The sequence below is a fragment of the Aminobacter sp. MSH1 genome (assembly GCF_003071665.1).
GTDB classification, from domain to species: domain Bacteria; phylum Pseudomonadota; class Alphaproteobacteria; order Rhizobiales; family Rhizobiaceae; genus Aminobacter; species Aminobacter niigataensis.
Genome location: NZ_CP026265.1, coordinates 3,237,167 through 3,254,145 on the forward strand (window position 1 = coordinate 3,237,167; position 16,979 = coordinate 3,254,145).

Annotated in this window: 14 protein-coding genes; 10 read left to right on the forward strand and 4 right to left on the reverse strand. The window is 59.0% G+C overall.

Going from position 1 to position 16,979, the window contains the following annotated elements; translation table 11 throughout:
* Positions 1-75 precede the first annotated feature (75 nt).
* The 5 genes from mgtA to CO731_RS16095 all read left to right on the forward strand — a co-directional run bounded on the left by mgtA (position 76) and on the right by CO731_RS16095 (position 6,463).
* Positions 76-2,694 (forward strand): magnesium-translocating P-type ATPase, encoded by a 2,619-nt coding sequence (mgtA, locus tag CO731_RS16075; protein WP_055977403.1) that lies wholly within the window; start codon positions 76-78, stop codon positions 2,692-2,694.
* Positions 2,695-2,699: 5 nt separating this feature from the next.
* The gene (locus CO731_RS16080) at positions 2,700-3,290 is read left to right on the forward strand and encodes an NAD(P)H-dependent oxidoreductase (protein ID WP_055977740.1); all 591 of its coding nucleotides are present in this window, start codon (positions 2,700-2,702) and stop codon (positions 3,288-3,290) included.
* A 289-nt stretch (positions 3,291-3,579) separates the two neighbouring features.
* Positions 3,580-5,091 (forward strand): PAS domain S-box protein, encoded by a 1,512-nt coding sequence (locus tag CO731_RS16085; protein WP_055977400.1) that lies wholly within the window; start codon positions 3,580-3,582, stop codon positions 5,089-5,091.
* The gene (gene fixJ / locus CO731_RS16090; RefSeq protein ID WP_055977738.1) at positions 5,078-5,713 is read left to right on the forward strand and encodes a response regulator FixJ; all 636 of its coding nucleotides are present in this window, start codon (positions 5,078-5,080) and stop codon (positions 5,711-5,713) included. Before CO731_RS16085 ends, fixJ begins: the two co-directional genes overlap by 14 nt.
* Positions 5,714-5,806: 93 nt before the next feature.
* Positions 5,807-6,463: a helix-turn-helix domain-containing protein gene (locus CO731_RS16095; RefSeq protein ID WP_244487851.1), complete on the forward strand. Its 657-nt coding sequence runs from the start codon at positions 5,807-5,809 to the stop codon at positions 6,461-6,463.
* A 49-nt stretch (positions 6,464-6,512) separates the two neighbouring features.
* Here CO731_RS16095 and CO731_RS16100 read toward each other — a convergent pair whose 3' ends face one another.
* Positions 6,513-6,998 carry an NUDIX domain-containing protein gene (locus tag CO731_RS16100; RefSeq protein ID WP_055977734.1) on the reverse strand — a complete coding sequence of 162 codons (486 nt, stop codon included), beginning with the start codon at positions 6,996-6,998 and terminating at the stop codon, positions 6,513-6,515.
* Positions 6,999-7,139: 141 nt separating this feature from the next.
* Here CO731_RS16100 and CO731_RS16105 point away from each other — a divergent pair, with 141 nt between their 5' ends.
* Positions 7,140-8,738, forward strand: a complete 1,599-nt coding sequence (locus tag CO731_RS16105; protein ID WP_055977397.1) for an MBL fold metallo-hydrolase — start codon at positions 7,140-7,142, stop codon at positions 8,736-8,738.
* Here CO731_RS16105 and CO731_RS16110 read toward each other — a convergent pair.
* Both CO731_RS16110 and CO731_RS16120 read right to left on the reverse strand, forming a co-directional pair.
* Positions 8,735-9,931 (reverse strand): acetate/propionate family kinase, encoded by a 1,197-nt coding sequence (locus CO731_RS16110; RefSeq protein WP_055977394.1) that lies wholly within the window; start codon positions 9,929-9,931, stop codon positions 8,735-8,737. The genes CO731_RS16105 and CO731_RS16110 overlap by 4 nt on opposite strands.
* A gap of 57 nt (positions 9,932-9,988) precedes the next feature.
* Entirely contained in the window at positions 9,989-12,376 is a 2,388-nt protein-coding gene (locus CO731_RS16120) for a phosphoketolase family protein (RefSeq protein ID WP_245439373.1), read from the reverse strand.
* Positions 12,377-12,590: 214 nt separating this feature from the next.
* Here CO731_RS16120 and CO731_RS16125 point away from each other — a divergent pair, with 214 nt between their 5' ends.
* Genes CO731_RS16125 through CO731_RS16135 form a run of 3 tightly spaced genes read left to right on the forward strand, consistent with a single transcriptional unit; the run spans position 12,591 to position 15,181 of the window.
* The gene (locus tag CO731_RS16125; RefSeq protein WP_055977387.1) at positions 12,591-13,151 is read left to right on the forward strand and encodes a Spy/CpxP family protein refolding chaperone; all 561 of its coding nucleotides are present in this window, start codon (positions 12,591-12,593) and stop codon (positions 13,149-13,151) included.
* Between the two features lie 39 nt (positions 13,152-13,190).
* Positions 13,191-13,892, forward strand: coding sequence for a response regulator transcription factor (locus tag CO731_RS16130; protein ID WP_055977384.1), 702 nt, complete (start codon positions 13,191-13,193; stop codon positions 13,890-13,892).
* 14 nt (positions 13,893-13,906) lie between these two features.
* The gene (locus CO731_RS16135) at positions 13,907-15,181 is read left to right on the forward strand and encodes a HAMP domain-containing sensor histidine kinase (RefSeq protein ID WP_343213203.1); all 1,275 of its coding nucleotides are present in this window, start codon (positions 13,907-13,909) and stop codon (positions 15,179-15,181) included.
* A gap of 73 nt (positions 15,182-15,254) precedes the next feature.
* On the opposite strand, the gene CO731_RS29600 is transcribed toward CO731_RS16135, so the two are convergent.
* Entirely contained in the window at positions 15,255-15,629 is a 375-nt protein-coding gene (locus CO731_RS29600) for a cation transporting ATPase C-terminal domain-containing protein (RefSeq protein ID WP_343207429.1), read from the reverse strand.
* On the opposite strand from CO731_RS29600, the gene CO731_RS16145 reads away from it, so the two are divergent.
* Positions 15,599-16,962 (forward strand): IS3 family transposase gene (locus CO731_RS16145; protein WP_108606636.1). Its coding sequence is split into 2 segments (ribosomal slippage): positions 15,599-15,946 and positions 15,949-16,962, totalling 1,362 coding nucleotides; the frame shifts between segments, so codons are not numbered across the junction. The genes CO731_RS29600 and CO731_RS16145 overlap by 31 nt on opposite strands.
* The last annotated feature ends 17 nt before the right edge of the window (positions 16,963-16,979 follow it).

Below are 16,979 nucleotides of genomic sequence, written 5' to 3' on the forward strand. Positions count from 1 at the left end.
CAAGCGTCCCTGAGGTCAAACCCGCACCGTAGGGGATGGAAGATGCCTGCGCAGCCGGGGTGAGGTGACGGCAGGATGAATCCACAAGTTGAGGCATTTTGGTCTAGGCCATTGGCGGAGGTCATGGCCGCGCTGGATACACAGCCCAATGGCTTGAGTTCGGCACAGGCGAGCCGACGCCGCAAGATTTATGGCCCGAATGCTATCGAAGGGCGTTCGGCGGGCGAGGCGGCACGATTACTGCTGCGGCAACTCCGAAGCCCCTTGGTACTCATACTCATGTTCGCAGCGACAATCTCCTTTGTGATGGGAGAGAGGCAGGAAGCACTCATCATCTGCTTGATCCTATTGGCGAGCTGCGGCCTGGGATTTACGCAGGAGTATGGGGCGTCAAAGGCTGTCGCGGCGCTAAAGCGCCAACTCCTGCGCAAAGTCATGATGTTGCGCGATGGGATCGAGACCGAAGTTGCCGTTGATGAAGTCGTCCCTGGCGACATTCTGAAGCTTTCTGCCGGGGATCTCGTTGCTGCGGACGGGCTCATTGTCGAGGCGCGCGATTTCAATGTCAGCGAGGCAGTTCTCACCGGCGAATCCTTTCCGGTCGTGAAATCGCCGGGTGTTGTGGCGGCGGATAGCCCAATCGGTGGGCGGACGAACTCAGTTTTCACCGGGACTTCCGTTCGAAGTGGCACAGCAATTGTCCTTGCCGTGGCGACGGGGCGGGGGACTGAATTCGCTGGCATTGCCGATGCTGTCGAAAAACAGATTGATGAAAGCGGGTTCGCCAAGGGGATACGACGTTTTGGCTACCTGATGACCGAGGTGATGCTGGCGATCGTTATCGTGGTCTTCGTCGTCAACCTTTTACTCGACAGGCCGCTTACAGAATCCCTGCTGTTTTCGCTTGCGCTCGCTGTAGGCCTCACCCCTGAATTATTGCCGGCCATCATCAGCGTGACGCTCGCTCGCGGAGCGGCAGCCATGGCGAAAAGCGGGGTCATCGTGCGTCGGCTGGAGGCGATAGAGAACCTTGGCAGCATGGACGTGCTGTGTACCGACAAGACGGGCACACTCACCGAAGGCGCTATTAAGCTTGATCGGTGGACGGATGCAAAAGGACGCCCGTCCGAACAGGTACTTGCTTGGGCTGGGTTGAACGCCTCGCTCCAAACCGGGATCAAGAATCCTCTCGACGAAGCGATCGTGGCGGCCATTCCAGAACGGCAGCTTCAAGACGGCGAGTGGTTGAAGGTTGATGAACTGCCCTACGATTTCATCCGCAAGCGACTGTCGGTCGTCGTCCGTGTTGCAGATAACAAAGCGCTGATGATCTGCAAGGGTGCGGTCAGGACAGTGTTGGACGTAAGCGCCTCAGTCATCGATGGCAAAAGAACTCTTCCCCTCAGTGCTGAGCGCAAGCGCAAAATTGATCAGACTGTCCAACGATGGAGCGAACAGGGCTTCCGCGTGCTTGCTCTGGCGCTCCGCGAAGTCGAACCCGGCGATAAGGTTACCCGCGATGATGAAACCGGGTTAACGCTTGCAGGCTTCTTGTTGTTTTTCGACCCGCCCAAAGAGGGCGTGGCAGGCACGTTGAGAGACCTCGCCAAGCGCGGCGTGTCGGTCAAGATGATCTCGGGCGACGACAGGCATGTCGCAAAGCATCTTGCCAAGGCAATCGGTCTATCAGCCGACGCCGTCATGACGGGAAGCGAATTGATGCATTTGACGAAGGACGCCTTGTTCGCGCGCGTTACTGAAATCGACATCTTCGCCGAGATTGACCCCAACCAGAAGGAACACATCGTCGAGGCCCTGAAACGGCGTGGAAAGATAGTCGGCTACCTCGGAGACGGCATCAACGATGCGCCGGCGCTGCACCAGGCAGATGTCGGCATTTCAGTAGAGCACGCCGTCGATGTGGCGCGCGAGGCGGCTGATATCATCTTGCTCAAGCGAGACCTGGGCGTTCTCATGTTGGGGATCGACGATGGTCGAAAGACTTTTGCTAATACCATGAAATATATCGCAATTACGACGAGCGCGAATTTTGGCAATATGACCAGCATGGCAATTGCCTCGCTTTTCCTTCCCTTTCTGCCACTTCTGGCCAAACAAATTCTGCTTAACAATTTCCTGTCCGACCTCCCGGCGCTGGCAATCGCGACCGACCATGTCGATATCGAGGAGACGCGGCGCCCGCGGAGATGGGACATTGGCTTCATCCGCCGATTCATGGTTCGCTTTGGCTTGGCCAGCTCGTTTTTCGATGCGGTCACTTTTGCGTTTCTCTTGTTTGTCGTCGACGCCTCACCGTCGGCCTTTCAGACGGGATGGTTCACGGAATCACTGCTTACTGAACTGGCCATTGTGTTGGTGATCCGAACGCACAAGCCTGCCTGGAGAAGCCGCCCAAGCCGCACGCTGACGATGCTTACCATCGCTGTCGGAGTGGTGGCTGTCGCGTTGCCCTACTTGCCAATTGCAGCTTGGTTCGGCTTCGAACCGCTGCCGTTGCCAGTGCTCGGCGGTCTGCTCTGCATTACCGCTGCCTATGCGGTCACCTCCGAATGGCTGAAGATGCGCTTCTTTGCCGCCTCCGATCGCCCCAACACCGATCATCGTTGGCCGACCAGGCGGGCACCCCTTGGCCGCAGCAGCGTGCGATCGGCGCGTATGTCCAACGATATGTGAGCCCCGTGTCGCGCCGTATCCTCATTATCACAGGTCATCCGGACCCTGCTCCGGATCGGTTCTGCCGCGCGCTGGCGGCAGCCTATGCTGCCGGTGCAGAGCGCGCGGGGCATCAAGTCCGAAAGATCGATCTCGCCACCATGGATTTCCCGCTATTGCGGAGCGCCGATGAATTCGAACATGGACCTGTTCCAGCAATGCTGAGGGAGGCCGTCGAGGCGATAGTCTGGTCCGAACACTTGGTATTCGTGTTCCCGCTGTGGCTCGGTACAATGCCCGCGCTGCTCAAGGGGTTTCTCGAACAAGTCATGCGACCAGGAGTGGCATTCGACTATCCGGACAAGGAGGGATCGCTGACCAAGTCCCTGCTACGTGGCCGCTCGGCCCGGATCGTGGTGACGATGGGCATGCCCGCCATGTTTTATCGGCTTTGGTTTCTCAACCACGGAATCGCGAGCATGCGTCGGGGCATCCTTAATTTCGTCGGGATCAAACCCGTTCGCGAGACGCTTTTTGGCCCGGTCGGCGGGCACAATCCTTCGCGGCGGTCAAAGTGGATACGCCAGATGGAAAGGCTGGGCGAGCGAGCTCTTTGACCTGCAGTCAAGGCACTAGGACGGCTGCTCCACTGATCCGCCCCGCTCGCAGATCGTCCAGGGCATCGTTGGCCCGATGTAAGGGGTAAACCGTAGCCTGAGTTTGAACGTTTCGCTTTCGTGGCAATTGAAAAAAATTCATTGCCGTCACTGCGGGGCGCCCTGCCAAGCTGGCTATCCGCGGCCAGTTGCTATGGCCCTTCGACGCGCTGCGATGTAACATCAAGCGCAACGTGTGACCACCCGATCACGAATTGGACCCCAGCCATGGCAGCGTTGAGACCAGGTCGTGGTTGAAGCCGCAAGCTTGAAGCCACTGCGCCGCTACGTTTTCCCGCTCCGTTACCATGGGAAGGCGTCCTATCTTCTTGCCGTGGCAGTGGTCGGCGCCGCCCTGCTCCTTCGTTTGGGGCTACAGGGTGCCCTTGCAGATCGCGCGATCTTTACGTTGTTCGTTCCGGCGATCCTCGCCGCCTCCATAGCCGGCGGTATCGGGCCTGGGCTTCTGGCCGTCGTCATGTCGTTGTCTGCAGTTTTCTACATTGGCGGCCTTCAGCTTACGGGCGATACCGATGTTCTCGTTTTCGTCGTGTTTGCGCTGGTCGGGCTGGCGATTGTGGGGATGGGCGACCTCCTGCATCGCGCCTGGAGTGCCGTTGAGGAGACAAAACGCACGCTCGATGAGCGCGAAGCCCACTTGAGATCAATCTTGGACACAGTGCTCGATGCAACCATCGTCATTGAGAAGGACGGCACAATAGTTTCCTTCAACGCGGCAGCCATCCGGCAATTCGGCTATCAGGAGGAAGAAGTCAGGGGGCAAAACGTGCGCATGCTCATGCCAGAACCTTATAGAGGCGGTCATGATGGCTACATCCAGCGCTATCTGACCACTGGCGAGAAACGCATCATCGGTATCGACCGTGTTGTCGTTGGCCGCCGCAAGGACGGTTCGACGTTTCCTATGAAACTTGCTGTCGGCGAGATGAAGTCTGGTAACAAGACATATTTTACCGGGTTTGTCCGCGATTTGACCGAGCGTGAGGAGTCTGCGACGCGATTGCAGGAAATCCAGGACGAATTGGCCAGGCTCTCCCGGCTCAACGAGCTTGGGGAGATGGCTTCGACACTTGCGCATGAACTCAATCAACCTTTGTCGGTGATTGCAAACTACGCCCAAGGATCCATACGCATGCTGCGCGAAAGTCCGCAGAAGGCAGCATCCTACTTGCCAGAAGCTCTCGAGGAGATCTCGACGCAATCGCTTCGGGCGGGCGAGATCATCCGTCATCTCCGCGAATTCGTGATGCGCGGCGAGACAGAAAAGGCCCCCCAGGATATCCGAAAGCTTGTCGAGGAAGCTGGAGCGCTAGCCCTTATGGGATCGAGAGAACGCGGTGTTCGGTCTGTTTTCGACTTTGCGCCGGGCGCGGGTATGGTGATAGTCGATGCGGTCCAGATTCAACAGGTTCTTACAAATCTCATGCGCAACGCCATGGAGGCAATGCGCGACAGCGAGGTACGTCTTCTCTCCGTGCGAACATTTCTTGGAGAGCCAGGTGAAGTCGCTGTTGAGGTGTCCGACACAGGGCCAGGAATTCCCGATGAAGTCGCAGCGCGTCTGTTCAAACCCTTTGTCACCACCAAGCCAAGCGGCATGGGCATCGGTCTGTCGATTGCCAAGCGCATCGTCGAAGCCCATGCTGGCATCATAAGCATGAGAAGAAACGCCCACGGGGGCGTGACTTTCCGATTTACGTTGCCTGCTTATGACGAGGGGGGAGCCAATGGACAAGGGTGACTACGTCGTTCATGTCGTCGACGACGAGGAACCGGTCAGAAGGTCTTTGGTGTTCTTGCTGACAATGGCTGGGTACACTGTACGACAGCATGAATCTGCAACGGCGTTCCTGGCAGTCGCCCCGGCAATCAACAATGGATGTCTGGTGACCGATCTGCGTATGCCAGACTTGGATGGGATCGAACTGCTTCAGCGCCTTCGCCAACTGCCTTCGTCCATTCCAACCATTGTAATTACTGGACATGGGGACGTCCCGCTGGCGGTTGAAGCGATGAAGGCCGGCGCGCTCGATTTTATCGAGAAGCCATTCAAGGAAGAAATTCTGGCCGCTGCGATTGATCGCGCGGCCGCCAGCCTTGGCAAAGTGGCAGTCCATGAAGACATTTCCGCCATTCGAGCTCGGGCCGCCTCCTTGAGCGAGCGGGAGCGTGAGGTGTTTTCGGCCGTTGTCGCGGGGCTCCCAAACAAGACAATCGCTTACGATCTCGACATCAGCCCGCGCACGGTTGAGGTCCATCGGGCCAACGTGATGTCCAAGATGGAAGCCAAAAGCCTGCCTGACCTCGTCCGAATGGCGCTCGAGGCTGGGCTGGACTCAAGTAAAGAGCATCAGACTGGATGACGTCTACGTACTCTCCCGTAGGGACATAACCGAATTTTCCAGCTGTCCGAATTGCGCGATAGATCTCTCGACACTAGCTTCCGGGAGAGCGCCATGACCCTACACAGCAGAGCAGATTTCTTGACTGGCGCCGAATTGGACGACGGGTGCCCGCTTGTTCACACGCCCGCATTCTCATTTGGCGCAGCAATGCCGTCTGCCTTTCATGCGGCCGGTTCGGAGATATTTTCGCAAGGGAGCGAAGCTCGCTCCCTCTACATCGTGAAGTTTGGGTGCGTACGAACATACCGCCTGCTGGCAGACGGTCGTCGCCAGATCTCGGCGTTCCATCTGCCAGGCGAGGTCTTCGGATTTGAAGCGGACGATCGGCATCATTTCTTTGCCGAGGCGGTAGGGGCTACCTGCACACTTTCCATCAGGATTTCGGCAACCACGGAACTGTCGCGGGAACTTCTGCCGCTGGCATTGCGGGGGCTGGTGCGGGCACAAGAGCATCTTCTGGTGCTGGGCCGTCAAAATGCGCCGGAACGGGTCGCGGCATTTCTAGTAGATATGTTCGAGCGTCAGGGTGGTCTTGACCGACTCGAATTGCCGATGTCGCGCACTGACATCGCCGACTATCTCGGCCTCTCGCTTGAGACCGTTTCGCGTGTCTTCACCAAGCTCAGGGAACGTGGGATCATCCGTTTGTTGTCCCTGCGTACAGTCGAGATTGCGAAATGGCGGTCGCTCGCAGAGATGTGCGAATAGCGCAAGTCGCGGATTTGCATTGTCTCGCCTCGTATCACGCGCCTTGTTGTTATGCTGATCGGTCGGGCGTTTCCTGACCCGCAATGAGCTGTTGGAGCCGGTCAAGAAATGGTCTCAGGCCGGCGATGATCTTGAGCTGCGCGTCGGGCATTGCAAACCACTCAGCACGATCCGCCTCTGGGAAGTGTTGCTTTGTCCCACCACGTGGTGGCCATTCCATCTCGAAGAGATTGCTCCGTAACGCGGCGGGTTCGAAATCTCCTTGCAGGGCGAAGGCTGTCACCATCTTCCCACTAGGCTGGCGCTGGGTACCGAGCGGAATAAGCTCACCTGTAGGCTGGCCGCCTGTCTCTTCGAGGAATTCTCGCCTGGCGGCTGCATCGGGCTCCTCGCCGTCGGCATATTCGCCCTTGGGTATCGACCAAGCCCCAAGATCGCGCTTGCTCCAAAATGGCCCGCCAGGATGGATCAGGAGTACCTGCAGCTCCACTGCAGTGCGCCTAAACATCAGGATGCCCGCGCTTTTCTTCGTCATGCCGACGCTTGCCGATAGAGCTGTACTGCTGACGATATCGATCTCATATTTGATCCCGGTCAAGGTTTTCCACGGGATATCGGCGAAGCTGGGCTGTTAATTGGACTGCCTGTTTCGCACGCTTCACGGAGCATCAAGGAAATGATCCCACGTCTACGATTCCATGGAGCGGCCCATGCAGTGACTGGTTCGTGCTATGAGCTCGAAGTTGGAAGTGGTCGAATCCTGATCGATTGCGGGTTGTTTCAAGGGTCGAAGTCCGAACGAGAACTCAACTATGGCGATTTTCCCTTCGATCCAGCCAAGATCGACGCCGTGGTGCTGACGCATGCTCACATCGACCACAGCGGCCTGCTTCCCAAACTCATGAAGCACGGCTTTTCCGGCCCTATCCACGCTACGCGCGCGACAATCGATCTCTGTTCGGTGATGCTGCCGGACTGTGCGCATATCCAGGAGATGGAAGTCGAGCATTTGAACAGGCGCAACGCCCAGCGCGGCCGTGCCGCCGTGGCGCCGATCTACAGCACGGACGATGCCGCGAAGTGCATGACGCTGTTCCATGCAAGAGAGTACGGAGTATGGTTCAAGGTCGCGACTGGTATTCGGGTCCGGTTCTGGAATGCTGGCCATTTGCTGGGTTCAGCATCGGTTGAGATCGAAGTCGAGGATGCGGCTGCGGCAAGGCCGCTCAGGCTCTTGTTTTCTGGAGACATTGGCCCCGCTCACAAGCTTTTGCAGCCCGATCCGGAAGCTCCGGCCGATGTCGACTATCTGATCTGTGAATCCACCTATGGAGATCGCGAGCGAGGCGAAATCACCCCTGACAGGCGCCGATCATTGCTGCTGCACGAGGTGCGTGGCGCGCTCGAGGCAAATGGGCCGCTGATCATCCCGTCATTTGCAGTCGAACGGACCCAAGAGCTGCTTGTCGACCTGTTTTACCTGATGCGCGAAGGAGCTATTCCCAAAGCTGACATCTTCGTGGATTCGCCGCTTGCCACGCGCGCCAGCACGATTTTCGAGCGGCACGCCGACGAGATTCAGGAAGGCGACGTGTTGAGACAGGCCCTCAACTCGCGCGAAGTGCGCTTCACGGAAACCGTGGAGCAAAGCAAGGCAATCAACCGCCTGAGGGGCTTTTATGTCGTGATCGCCGCTAGCGGCATGTGTGACGCCGGACGTATCCGCCATCATCTCAAGGCCAACATATGGCGCAGAAATGCGACCGTCATGCTTGCCGGATTTCAGGCACAAGGAACCTTGGGGCGAATCCTCGTCGACGGTGCCGATCGGGTTCGCATCCAGGGGGAGGAATTCCAGGTGAAGGCTCGGATACGGCAACTGGATTTGTATTCAGGACACGCTGATGCAAGAGAGCTCGATAACTGGGTGCGTCAACGCCTGCCGATCCACAAGGGCGTGTTCCTGACCCATGGCGAGGCGTCTGGCTTGTCGGGATTGAAGTCGCGTGTGTCCGCCTTTGTTTCTGCAGACCGGATTATCTTGCCGGAACTTGATGATGCCTTTGATCTGGGTCCGGTGGGTGCGCACCAGGTCGATCTCAATGAGCCGAAGCGACTGCTGCCGGGGAAAGTGGCACGCCTGGATTGGCACAACGATCTTTCGCAGTTGCTGTTGGATGTGAGCGAGGCGGTAAGCCAGCAAGCCGACGAGCGCGGACGTGCCGCAGTAATTCGACGTCTTCGGCACGCGCTGAGCTCACCTAAGCAGAACTAGGCGGAAGCTGCTTCCGATCGTCCAGCTGCGTTCTCCAGCGCCAAGTGGACCTGTCTGGCAATTGCCATCTCCTCATTGGTGGCAATCACCCGAACTTCCACTTTGCTGTCGGTATCGCTGAGCACGTCATGGCTCTTTGACAGATCAAGCTTAACGCCCAGCCAGTCGAGGCGACGGCAGATCGCGTTGCGTACCTCCGCGGCATGCTCGCCAATCCCTCCGGTGAACACCAAAAGCTCGATTCCTCCAAGCGTGCTGGCCAACGCAGCGATGGCGCGTGATACGCTGAAGACAAACAAGTCAATCGCCGCTGCGGCCTGCGGATCGCTGCTTGCAAGCAGAACGCGCATGTCCGCCGAAATTCCGGACACTCCGAGCAGGCCCGAGCGGCGGTAAAGCAGGTTCTCCACTTCGTCGATTGATAGACCGCAGGCTTTCTGCAGATAGAGAATAATGCCCGGATCGACGGCACCCGAGCGGGTGGCCATCATCACGCCGTCGAGCGCGGTGAATCCCATGGTCGTATCCTGGCTTTTGCCGTCGACCATCGCACACAGGCTGCAGCCGCTGCCCAGATGCGCTACCACCGTCTTTTTCGCGGGCAGATCGGGTGAAATTCGTCCCAACTGATGGGCAATGAACTCGTAAGACAGGCCGTGAAAGCCGTAGCGCTTTAACCCCATCTCTTCATATTCGCGCGGAATGGCATAGCGGCTGACAGGTGGAGCAAGCGTGCTGTGAAAAGCTGTGTCGAAACAGCCGATCTGCACCAGCCCAGGCCGCAACTCCGACAGTGCCTTGACCGGACCCAGGCTTGCGGGCTGATGCAGAGGCGCGATGGGCGTGAGTTCCTCGAGCGCCTCGACAACCTCGTTCGTCAGATGAACGGGCGAAATGAAACGACTGCCGCCGTGCACGATCCGATGCCCGACCGCAACAATTTGCTCGCTGCCGAGCCGCGTGTCGAGAAAGTTCAAAAGCTGCTGCAACAACGCGCCGGTTGATTGGCCCGGAAGGCGCAACGGCGTTTCGGCAAGAAGGCGTCCCGCAGCATCTTGCGCCGAAAAGTGCGGCGTGTCGGCCAGACCGTCAAAGAGGCCCCGCATCAGCGGCTCAACCTTGCGTTTCGTCGCAGCTTTGAACACGCCGAACTTGAGGCTGGACGAGCCGGCGTTGAGAGCCAGAACGATCATGCTTTCTGATCCTTGTCCCACCACGCGACGGTCGCTTGCAGATCCGACTTGCCTGCGCTAGTGCCGCCACGCCCAGTCCCGCACCTCGGGCATGTCTTCCCCGTGCTCGCGCACGAACCGCCAATGTTCGGCCAGCTTGTCCTCGAAGCTGCGGCGAGTTTTCGCCGCATCGGGCCCCGGATTGCCGATCCTGTCAATTGCCTCGATAGCGAGGTGATAGCGGTCCAGCTCGTTGAGCACCGCCATGTCGAAGGGCGTGGTGGTCGTACCTTCCTCCTTGAAACCACGAACGTGGAAATTGTCGTGGTTGTTGCGCCGATAGGTGAGCCGATGGATGAGGTAGGGATAGCCATGATAGGCAAAGATCACCGGCCTGTCGCGCGTGAACAAGGCGTCGAATGCGTTGTCGGTCAAACCGTGCGGATGCTGGCTGTCCGGCTGCAACGTCATCAGGTCGACGACGTTGACGACGCGGATCCGCAACTGGGGAAGGGCGCTCCGCAGCAGGTCCACCGCGGCAAGCGTTTCCAGCGTCGGCACGTCTCCTGCACAGGCCATGACCACATCGGGTTCGCCATCACCTCGCTCCGTGCCTGCCCATTGCCAAATGCCGGCACCGGTCTCGCAATGGGCAATCGCGTCGGTGATGTTCAGCCATTGCAGTTGCGGCTGCTTGCCGGCAACGATCACGTTGACGCGGTTATATGTGCGCAGGCAGTGATCCGCGACCCACAGCAGCGTGTTCGCATCCGGGGGCAGATAGATGCGCACGATGTCGGCTTTCTTGTTGGCGACCAGATCGACGAAGCCCGGATCCTGATGACTGAAGCCGTTATGATCCTGCCGCCACACATGCGAGGTCAAAAGGTAGTTCAGCGAGGCGACCGGCCGCCGCCAAGCCAGCTCGCGCGAAACTTTGAGCCATTTGGCGTGCTGGTTGAACATCGAGTCAACGATGTGGATGAACGCTTCGTAGCAGGAAAAAAAGCCGTGCCTACCGGTCAGCAGATAGCCCTCCAGCCAGCCCTGGCAAAGGTTCTCGCTGAGCACTTCCATCACCCGGCCGTCATGGGCTAGGTGTTCGTCGTAAGGCTCGATGCCTTCCATCCAGACGCGGTCGGTGACCGCAAAGACGTCATCGAGACGGTTGGAGGCGGTTTCATCCGGGCCCATCAGCCTGAAATTGCGTGCCTCGGCATTCAGCGTCATTACCTGTCGGAGCAGACGCCCCATGGCACGCGTAGCTTCCGACTTGATGGCGCCCGGGGCCGTGACCTCAACCGCAAGCGAACGAAAGTCCGGAAGCACGAGGTCACGCCTGAGCAATCCGCCATTGGCGTGTGGGTTGGCGCCCATCCGGCGCTTGCCTTTTGGCGCCAGCGGTTGCAGTTCTGCACACAGCCGACCTTGTTTGTCGAAAAGTTCTTCGGGTCGGTAGCTGCGCATCCAATCCTCGAGCAGTTTGAGGTGACCTGGCTCGTTTCGCGGATCGGAGATTGGCACCTGGTGCGCGCGCCAGAAGCCCTCGACTTTCTTGCCATCCACCTCCTTGGGGCCGGTCCAGCCCTTGGGGCTACGTAACACGATCATTGGCCATTGCGGTCGGTCGGTATTGCCCGCGCTGCGTGCCTTGCTCTGGATCTCGGTGATTCGCTTGAGCGCGAAATCGAGCGTTTCCGCCATCTGCCTGTGCATCTCTTCGGGTTCGTCGCCTTCGACGAAAAGAGGCTCGTGGCCGTAGCCGCGGAGAAGGCTTTCCAGTTCCGCCTTCTCTATCCGCGCCAGGATGGTCGGGTTGGCGATCTTGTAGCCATTGAGGTGCAGGATCGGCAGCACGGCGCCGTCATGCGCGGGGTTCAGGAACTTGTTCGAATGCCACGAAGCCGCCAGCGTGCCGGTTTCGGCCTCCCCGTCGCCGATGACGCAGGCGACGACGAGATCGGGATTGTCGAAAGCAGCACCGTAAGCGTGGACGAGCGCATAACCGAGCTCGCCGCCCTCATGAATGGAGCCGGGCGTCTCGGGGGCTGCGTGGCTGGGAATGCCGCCGGGAAAGGAGAACTGGCGGAAAAGCTTGCGCACGCCGTCGAGATCGCTGCTGATCTCTGGATAGATCTCGCTGTAGCTGCCCTCGAGATAGGTATTGGCGACCATGCCTGGCCCACCGTGACCGGGACCGCAGACATAGATCATGTCCAGGTCGCGCATCCGGATAAGCCGATTTAGATGGGCATAGATGAAGTTGAGGCCGGGTGTTGTACCCCAGTGACCGAGCAGCCTGGCCTTGACATGCTCGGGCTTCAGCGGCTCGCGCAGCAAAGGATTGTCGAGAAGGTAGATCTGGCCGACCGAAAGATAATTCGCTGCCTGCCAGTAGCGGTGGAGCAGCGCAATTTCCCCATCCTCGATGGCGTGCGCCCGATCGTTGTCGTCAAGCCTTCCCATGCGCATTTCCTTCCACGGTCATCAGAAACTTGGCAATCACTAAGGAAGAATAGGTCGCTCCCCGCCTTGAGCCAGGTCAAAGAGCGTCCTTGGAATCCTACTCGATAGGGAGGCACCTTCACATTTCTTTACACTTCCCCGTCACTCGAGAAACGTTGGCCCTCCAGTCTGGCGTTATCGCGGCAGCAAGTGCCGCCTAACCAAGGAAGCGATCATGGACAACGACAAGCAGAATTTGCAGACCTCATCGGCTCCGAACACCGCAACTGGGTCGCGTGGCTGGGGACGGCGCATCGTTATCGGCGGCCTTGCTGCCGCAGCAGTTGCCGGCATTGGACTTGCTGTGGCCAACAGTGGCGAGTTCGGAGATGGGCACGGAATGCTGCATTTTGGCCAAGGGCACCAGATGATGGATGCTTCGATGGGCCGAGGTGGCTTCTCGGAGCGCCGGATGGAGCATATGATGGAAGATATCGATGCCACACCGGAACAGTCGAAGAAGCTAAGGGAACTCTTCGGTTCTGCCCGAAATGAGATCGCTCCGATGCTCGACGACTTCAGGGACACGCGCAACGCCGCAGCCGACATTCTGGGCGCGCCGACTATCGACCGGTCTGCAATCGAAACGTTGCGCAGTGAGCGCGTTGCCGCGATCGATGCCGCCTCGCGGAAAATGACGGCCACTCTTGTCGATGCAGCAGAAATCCTGACGCCAGAACAAAGGGCAAAGATGTTGGGGCGTTTCAAGGCGCGCGGAGATCACGGCCGGTGGTAGGATTTCAACTGCAAGGTTGAAATCCGGAGAGTCCCGACCATGGCGGAACAGGTGCTGATCATCGATGACGACACACGCCTGTCCGCCATGATTGCGGACTATCTCTCGGGAAATGGCTACGCTGTCCACACCGCTGCAACCGGGCATGCCGGCCTCGCCGATGTGCAACGGCGTTCGCCAGACGCGGTAATTCTCGACGTCATGCTGCCCGATCTGGACGGCTTCGAGGCCTGCCGCCGCATGCGAGCTGTATCTGACGTGGCCATTCTTATGCTCACGGCGAAAGGGGACGAGACGGACCGGATTATCGGGCTGGAGTTGGGAGCAGACGACTACTTGCCAAAGCCGTTTAATCCACGCGAACTGCTTGCACGACTCAAGGCTATACTGCGGCGGCGCCGTGGCGGCGATCTGGCCGCATCACGCATCCTTCGGTCCGGGCGGCTTGAGATAGATCCCGGTTCTCGTTCAGTCCGTATCGATGGACGCGATTGTCCGATGACCAGCTATCAATTCGATCTTCTCGTTACATTGGCGGAGAATGCCGGACGTGTGCTGTCGCGCGAGCAACTGATGGACCTTGTCAAAGGCGAGGAACTCGAAGCGTTCGATCGGTCGATCGATGTGCATATTTCTCGGATCAGGGCGGCAATCGAGGATAATCCCAAATACCCGCGTCGCATCGTTACCGTGCGCGGCGCCGGCTATGTTTTCGCTCGCTTTCAGGACGATCAGAAATAAGTCGGGGCGAAATTGTGGTGCGCAAAAGCCTTTTCCTCAAGGTCTACCTCACGCTGCTGGCGAGCTTGGCCGTAGTCGCATTCACGAGTGCGTTTTTTGTCCGGCTGGGGCAGGACGAGCTGGACCGGGGATGGGGCGGCCGGCGCGACAAATTCATCGCCACAATGTTACCAGTGACCGACGATCCGGCTATGCTCAAGATCACGCTTGACCGGCTTGCGGACGCCTTCGCAGCCGACTTGGCGCTATACAACCCGCATGACCAATTGATTGCTAGTGCCGGAGAACCGTTCAAACTCGACGCGCCCGGCTCGCGTCAGTCACATGATGGTAAACGGCCGTTTGTAATTCGACTGGCGGATGGACGTTCGATACAGGCCCGCATGCCCTTGGGGCCGGGTGGACGAAACCCACTTGGCTATCTGGCAGTCATAGCCGGTGTCATCGGCCTTGCAGCTTATCCTGTGGTTCGCCATCTGACGCGGCGGTTGGAGCGTCTGCGCCGTGGCGTGGAAATTTGGGGGGCTGGCGAGCTTGGAACTCGGGTTGCGGCGAGTGGCAGCGATGAAGTCGCAGCAGTCGCGCGGAGTTTCAACGTTGCGGCCGATCGCATCGAACGTCTAGTCGACGCGCATCGATCCCTGCTCGCAAATGCCAGCCATGAACTGCGTTCGCCGTTGGCAAGGCTTCGCATGGCCATAGATCTCTACGAGCGTTCGGCCGATCAGGCAACAAAGCGAGAGATCGTGCAAAGCCTCTCGGAACTCGACAGTCTGGTCGAGGAAATCCTGTTGGCCAGCCGGCTCGACCATGTCCAAAAACTGGACCATGTGGAAGCCGTCGACATGCTTGCACTTACAGCCGAAGAAGGTGCGCGCAACGACGTTGCGGTCACCGGCTCGACCGCCATAATCTCGGGCGATGTGCGGTTGCTGAGGCGCCTGGTTCGCAACTTGATGCAGAATGGGTTGTGCCATGGGGCTCCGCCGGTGATCGCCGAGGTCGCGACCGATGGGGCAATCGTGCGCCTGTGCGTCAAAGACCACGGCGAGGGTATTCCAGACGGCGAGGGCACACGGGTCTTCGAACCGTTCTACCGTCCGACGGGACGAAGCGAGAGCAAGGGCGGTTGGGGGCTTGGACTATCCTTGGTCCGCCAGATCGCTACTCACCACCGAGGGTCTGTACGCTATGAAAGGGTGCCGGAGGGTGGGGCGTGTTTCATTGTGGAATTCCCGGCGTCGAGCGTGGCGCAGCCAGTAGCAAGACCAACATCGACGAGCGGTTGATCCGTCCTGTCAGCCCAGATCTTCCAGTGCTTAGCGCATCAACTGGGATGTCATTACCGCTTGTGTGTGCCGATCAGGACCGCAGGCTTTTTCGCCACAACGGCTTGATGGCCTCCAGAACGAGCAACACGATAATCCCAGCGGCCAGTGTCACGGCAAGGTCGTCAAGATGCAGAGCGCCGAACGCAAACAGCGCGCTGAGCCATGGCCATAAGAGGCTGGCCGCAAGTATTGCGCTGACCCCCAGAAGGATCCACCCCAGTGAAGGATTGTGCCCGCGAAACGCCGTAATGAGAGACGCGCTGAAGGAGCGATTAACAAGAATGAGGCTGTGTCCCCCGTCAGCGGCTATGGCACAGATTTGAGGTTGTGATTTAAGGAGGATTTGGGCTTCGTCGTAGTGACGAAGGAACGAAGATGAAGCCCAAATCCTCCAATTCAAAATCACCGACCAAGCCCCCTGCAGAGCGGGTGGTCAAGGACATCCGGCGTCAGACCCGCCGCCACTTCTCGGCCGAAGACAAGATCCGCATCGTGCTTGAAGGTCTTCGCGGTGACGACAGTATCGCCGAGTTGTGCCGCAAAGAGGGCATCGCGCAGAGTCTGTACTACAGCTGGTCCAAGGAGTTCATGGAAGCCGGCAAACGCCGCCTGGCCGGGGACACCGCCCGTGCGGCGACCTCCGGTGACGTGCAGGACTTGCGCCGCGAAGCCCGTGCGCTGAAGGAGTGCGTGGCGGACCTGACGCTGGAAAACCGCTTGCTTAAAAAAAGCATGATCGCGGATGGGGGCGACGACGAATGAGGTATCCCGCATCCGAGAAGCTGGAGATCATCCGTATCGTCGAGCAGTCGCACCTGCCGGCCAGGCGGACGCTGGACCAGCTCGGCATTGCCCGCCGGACCTTCTACCGCTGGTATGACCGCTACCGGGAAGGTGGGCCGGAAGCGCTGGAGGATCGCCCTTCGGCGCCGAACCGGGTGTGGAACCGCATTGGCGAGGACATCCAGGACCAGATCGTCGAGATGGCGTTGGAGGCGACCGACCTCAGCCCACGCGAACTGGCCGTGCGCTTCACCGACGAGAAACACTACTTCGTGTCGGAAGCCACGGTCTACCGGTTGCTCAAGGCCCATGACCTGATCACCAGCCCAGCCTATACGGTAATCAAGGCGGCCGATCAGTTCCACACCAAGACCACGCGGCCGAACGAGATGTGGCAGACCGACTTCACCTACTTCAAGATCATCGGGTGGGGCTGGATGTACCTCTCGACGGTGCTTGACGACTTCTCGCGCTACATCATCGCCTGGAAGCTATGCACCAACATGCGGGCCGAGGACGTGACCGACACACTGGACCTCGCGCTCGCCGCCTCGGGCTGCGACAGCGCCACCGTTCTACACAAACCCAGGCTGCTATCGGACAATGGCCCCAGCTACATCGCGGGCGAGCTGGCCGAATACATCGAGGCCAACAAGATGAGCCATGTGCGCGGCGCGCCGTGCCACCCGCAGACCCAAGGCAAGATCGAGCGCTGGCACCAGACCCTGAAGAACCGCATCCTGTTGGAGAACTACTTCCTGCCCGGCGACCTCGAAGCCCAGATCGAGGCCTTCGTCGAGCACTACAACAACCAGCGTTACCACGAGAGCCTGGCCAACGTGACGCCTGCCGATGTCTACTTCGGCAGGGCACAGGCCATCATCAAACAGCGCGAAAGGATCAAACGAAAAACCATCGAATATCGGCGCTTGCAGCACCGCAAGCTCGCAGCCTAACATCAAATCCCAGACGA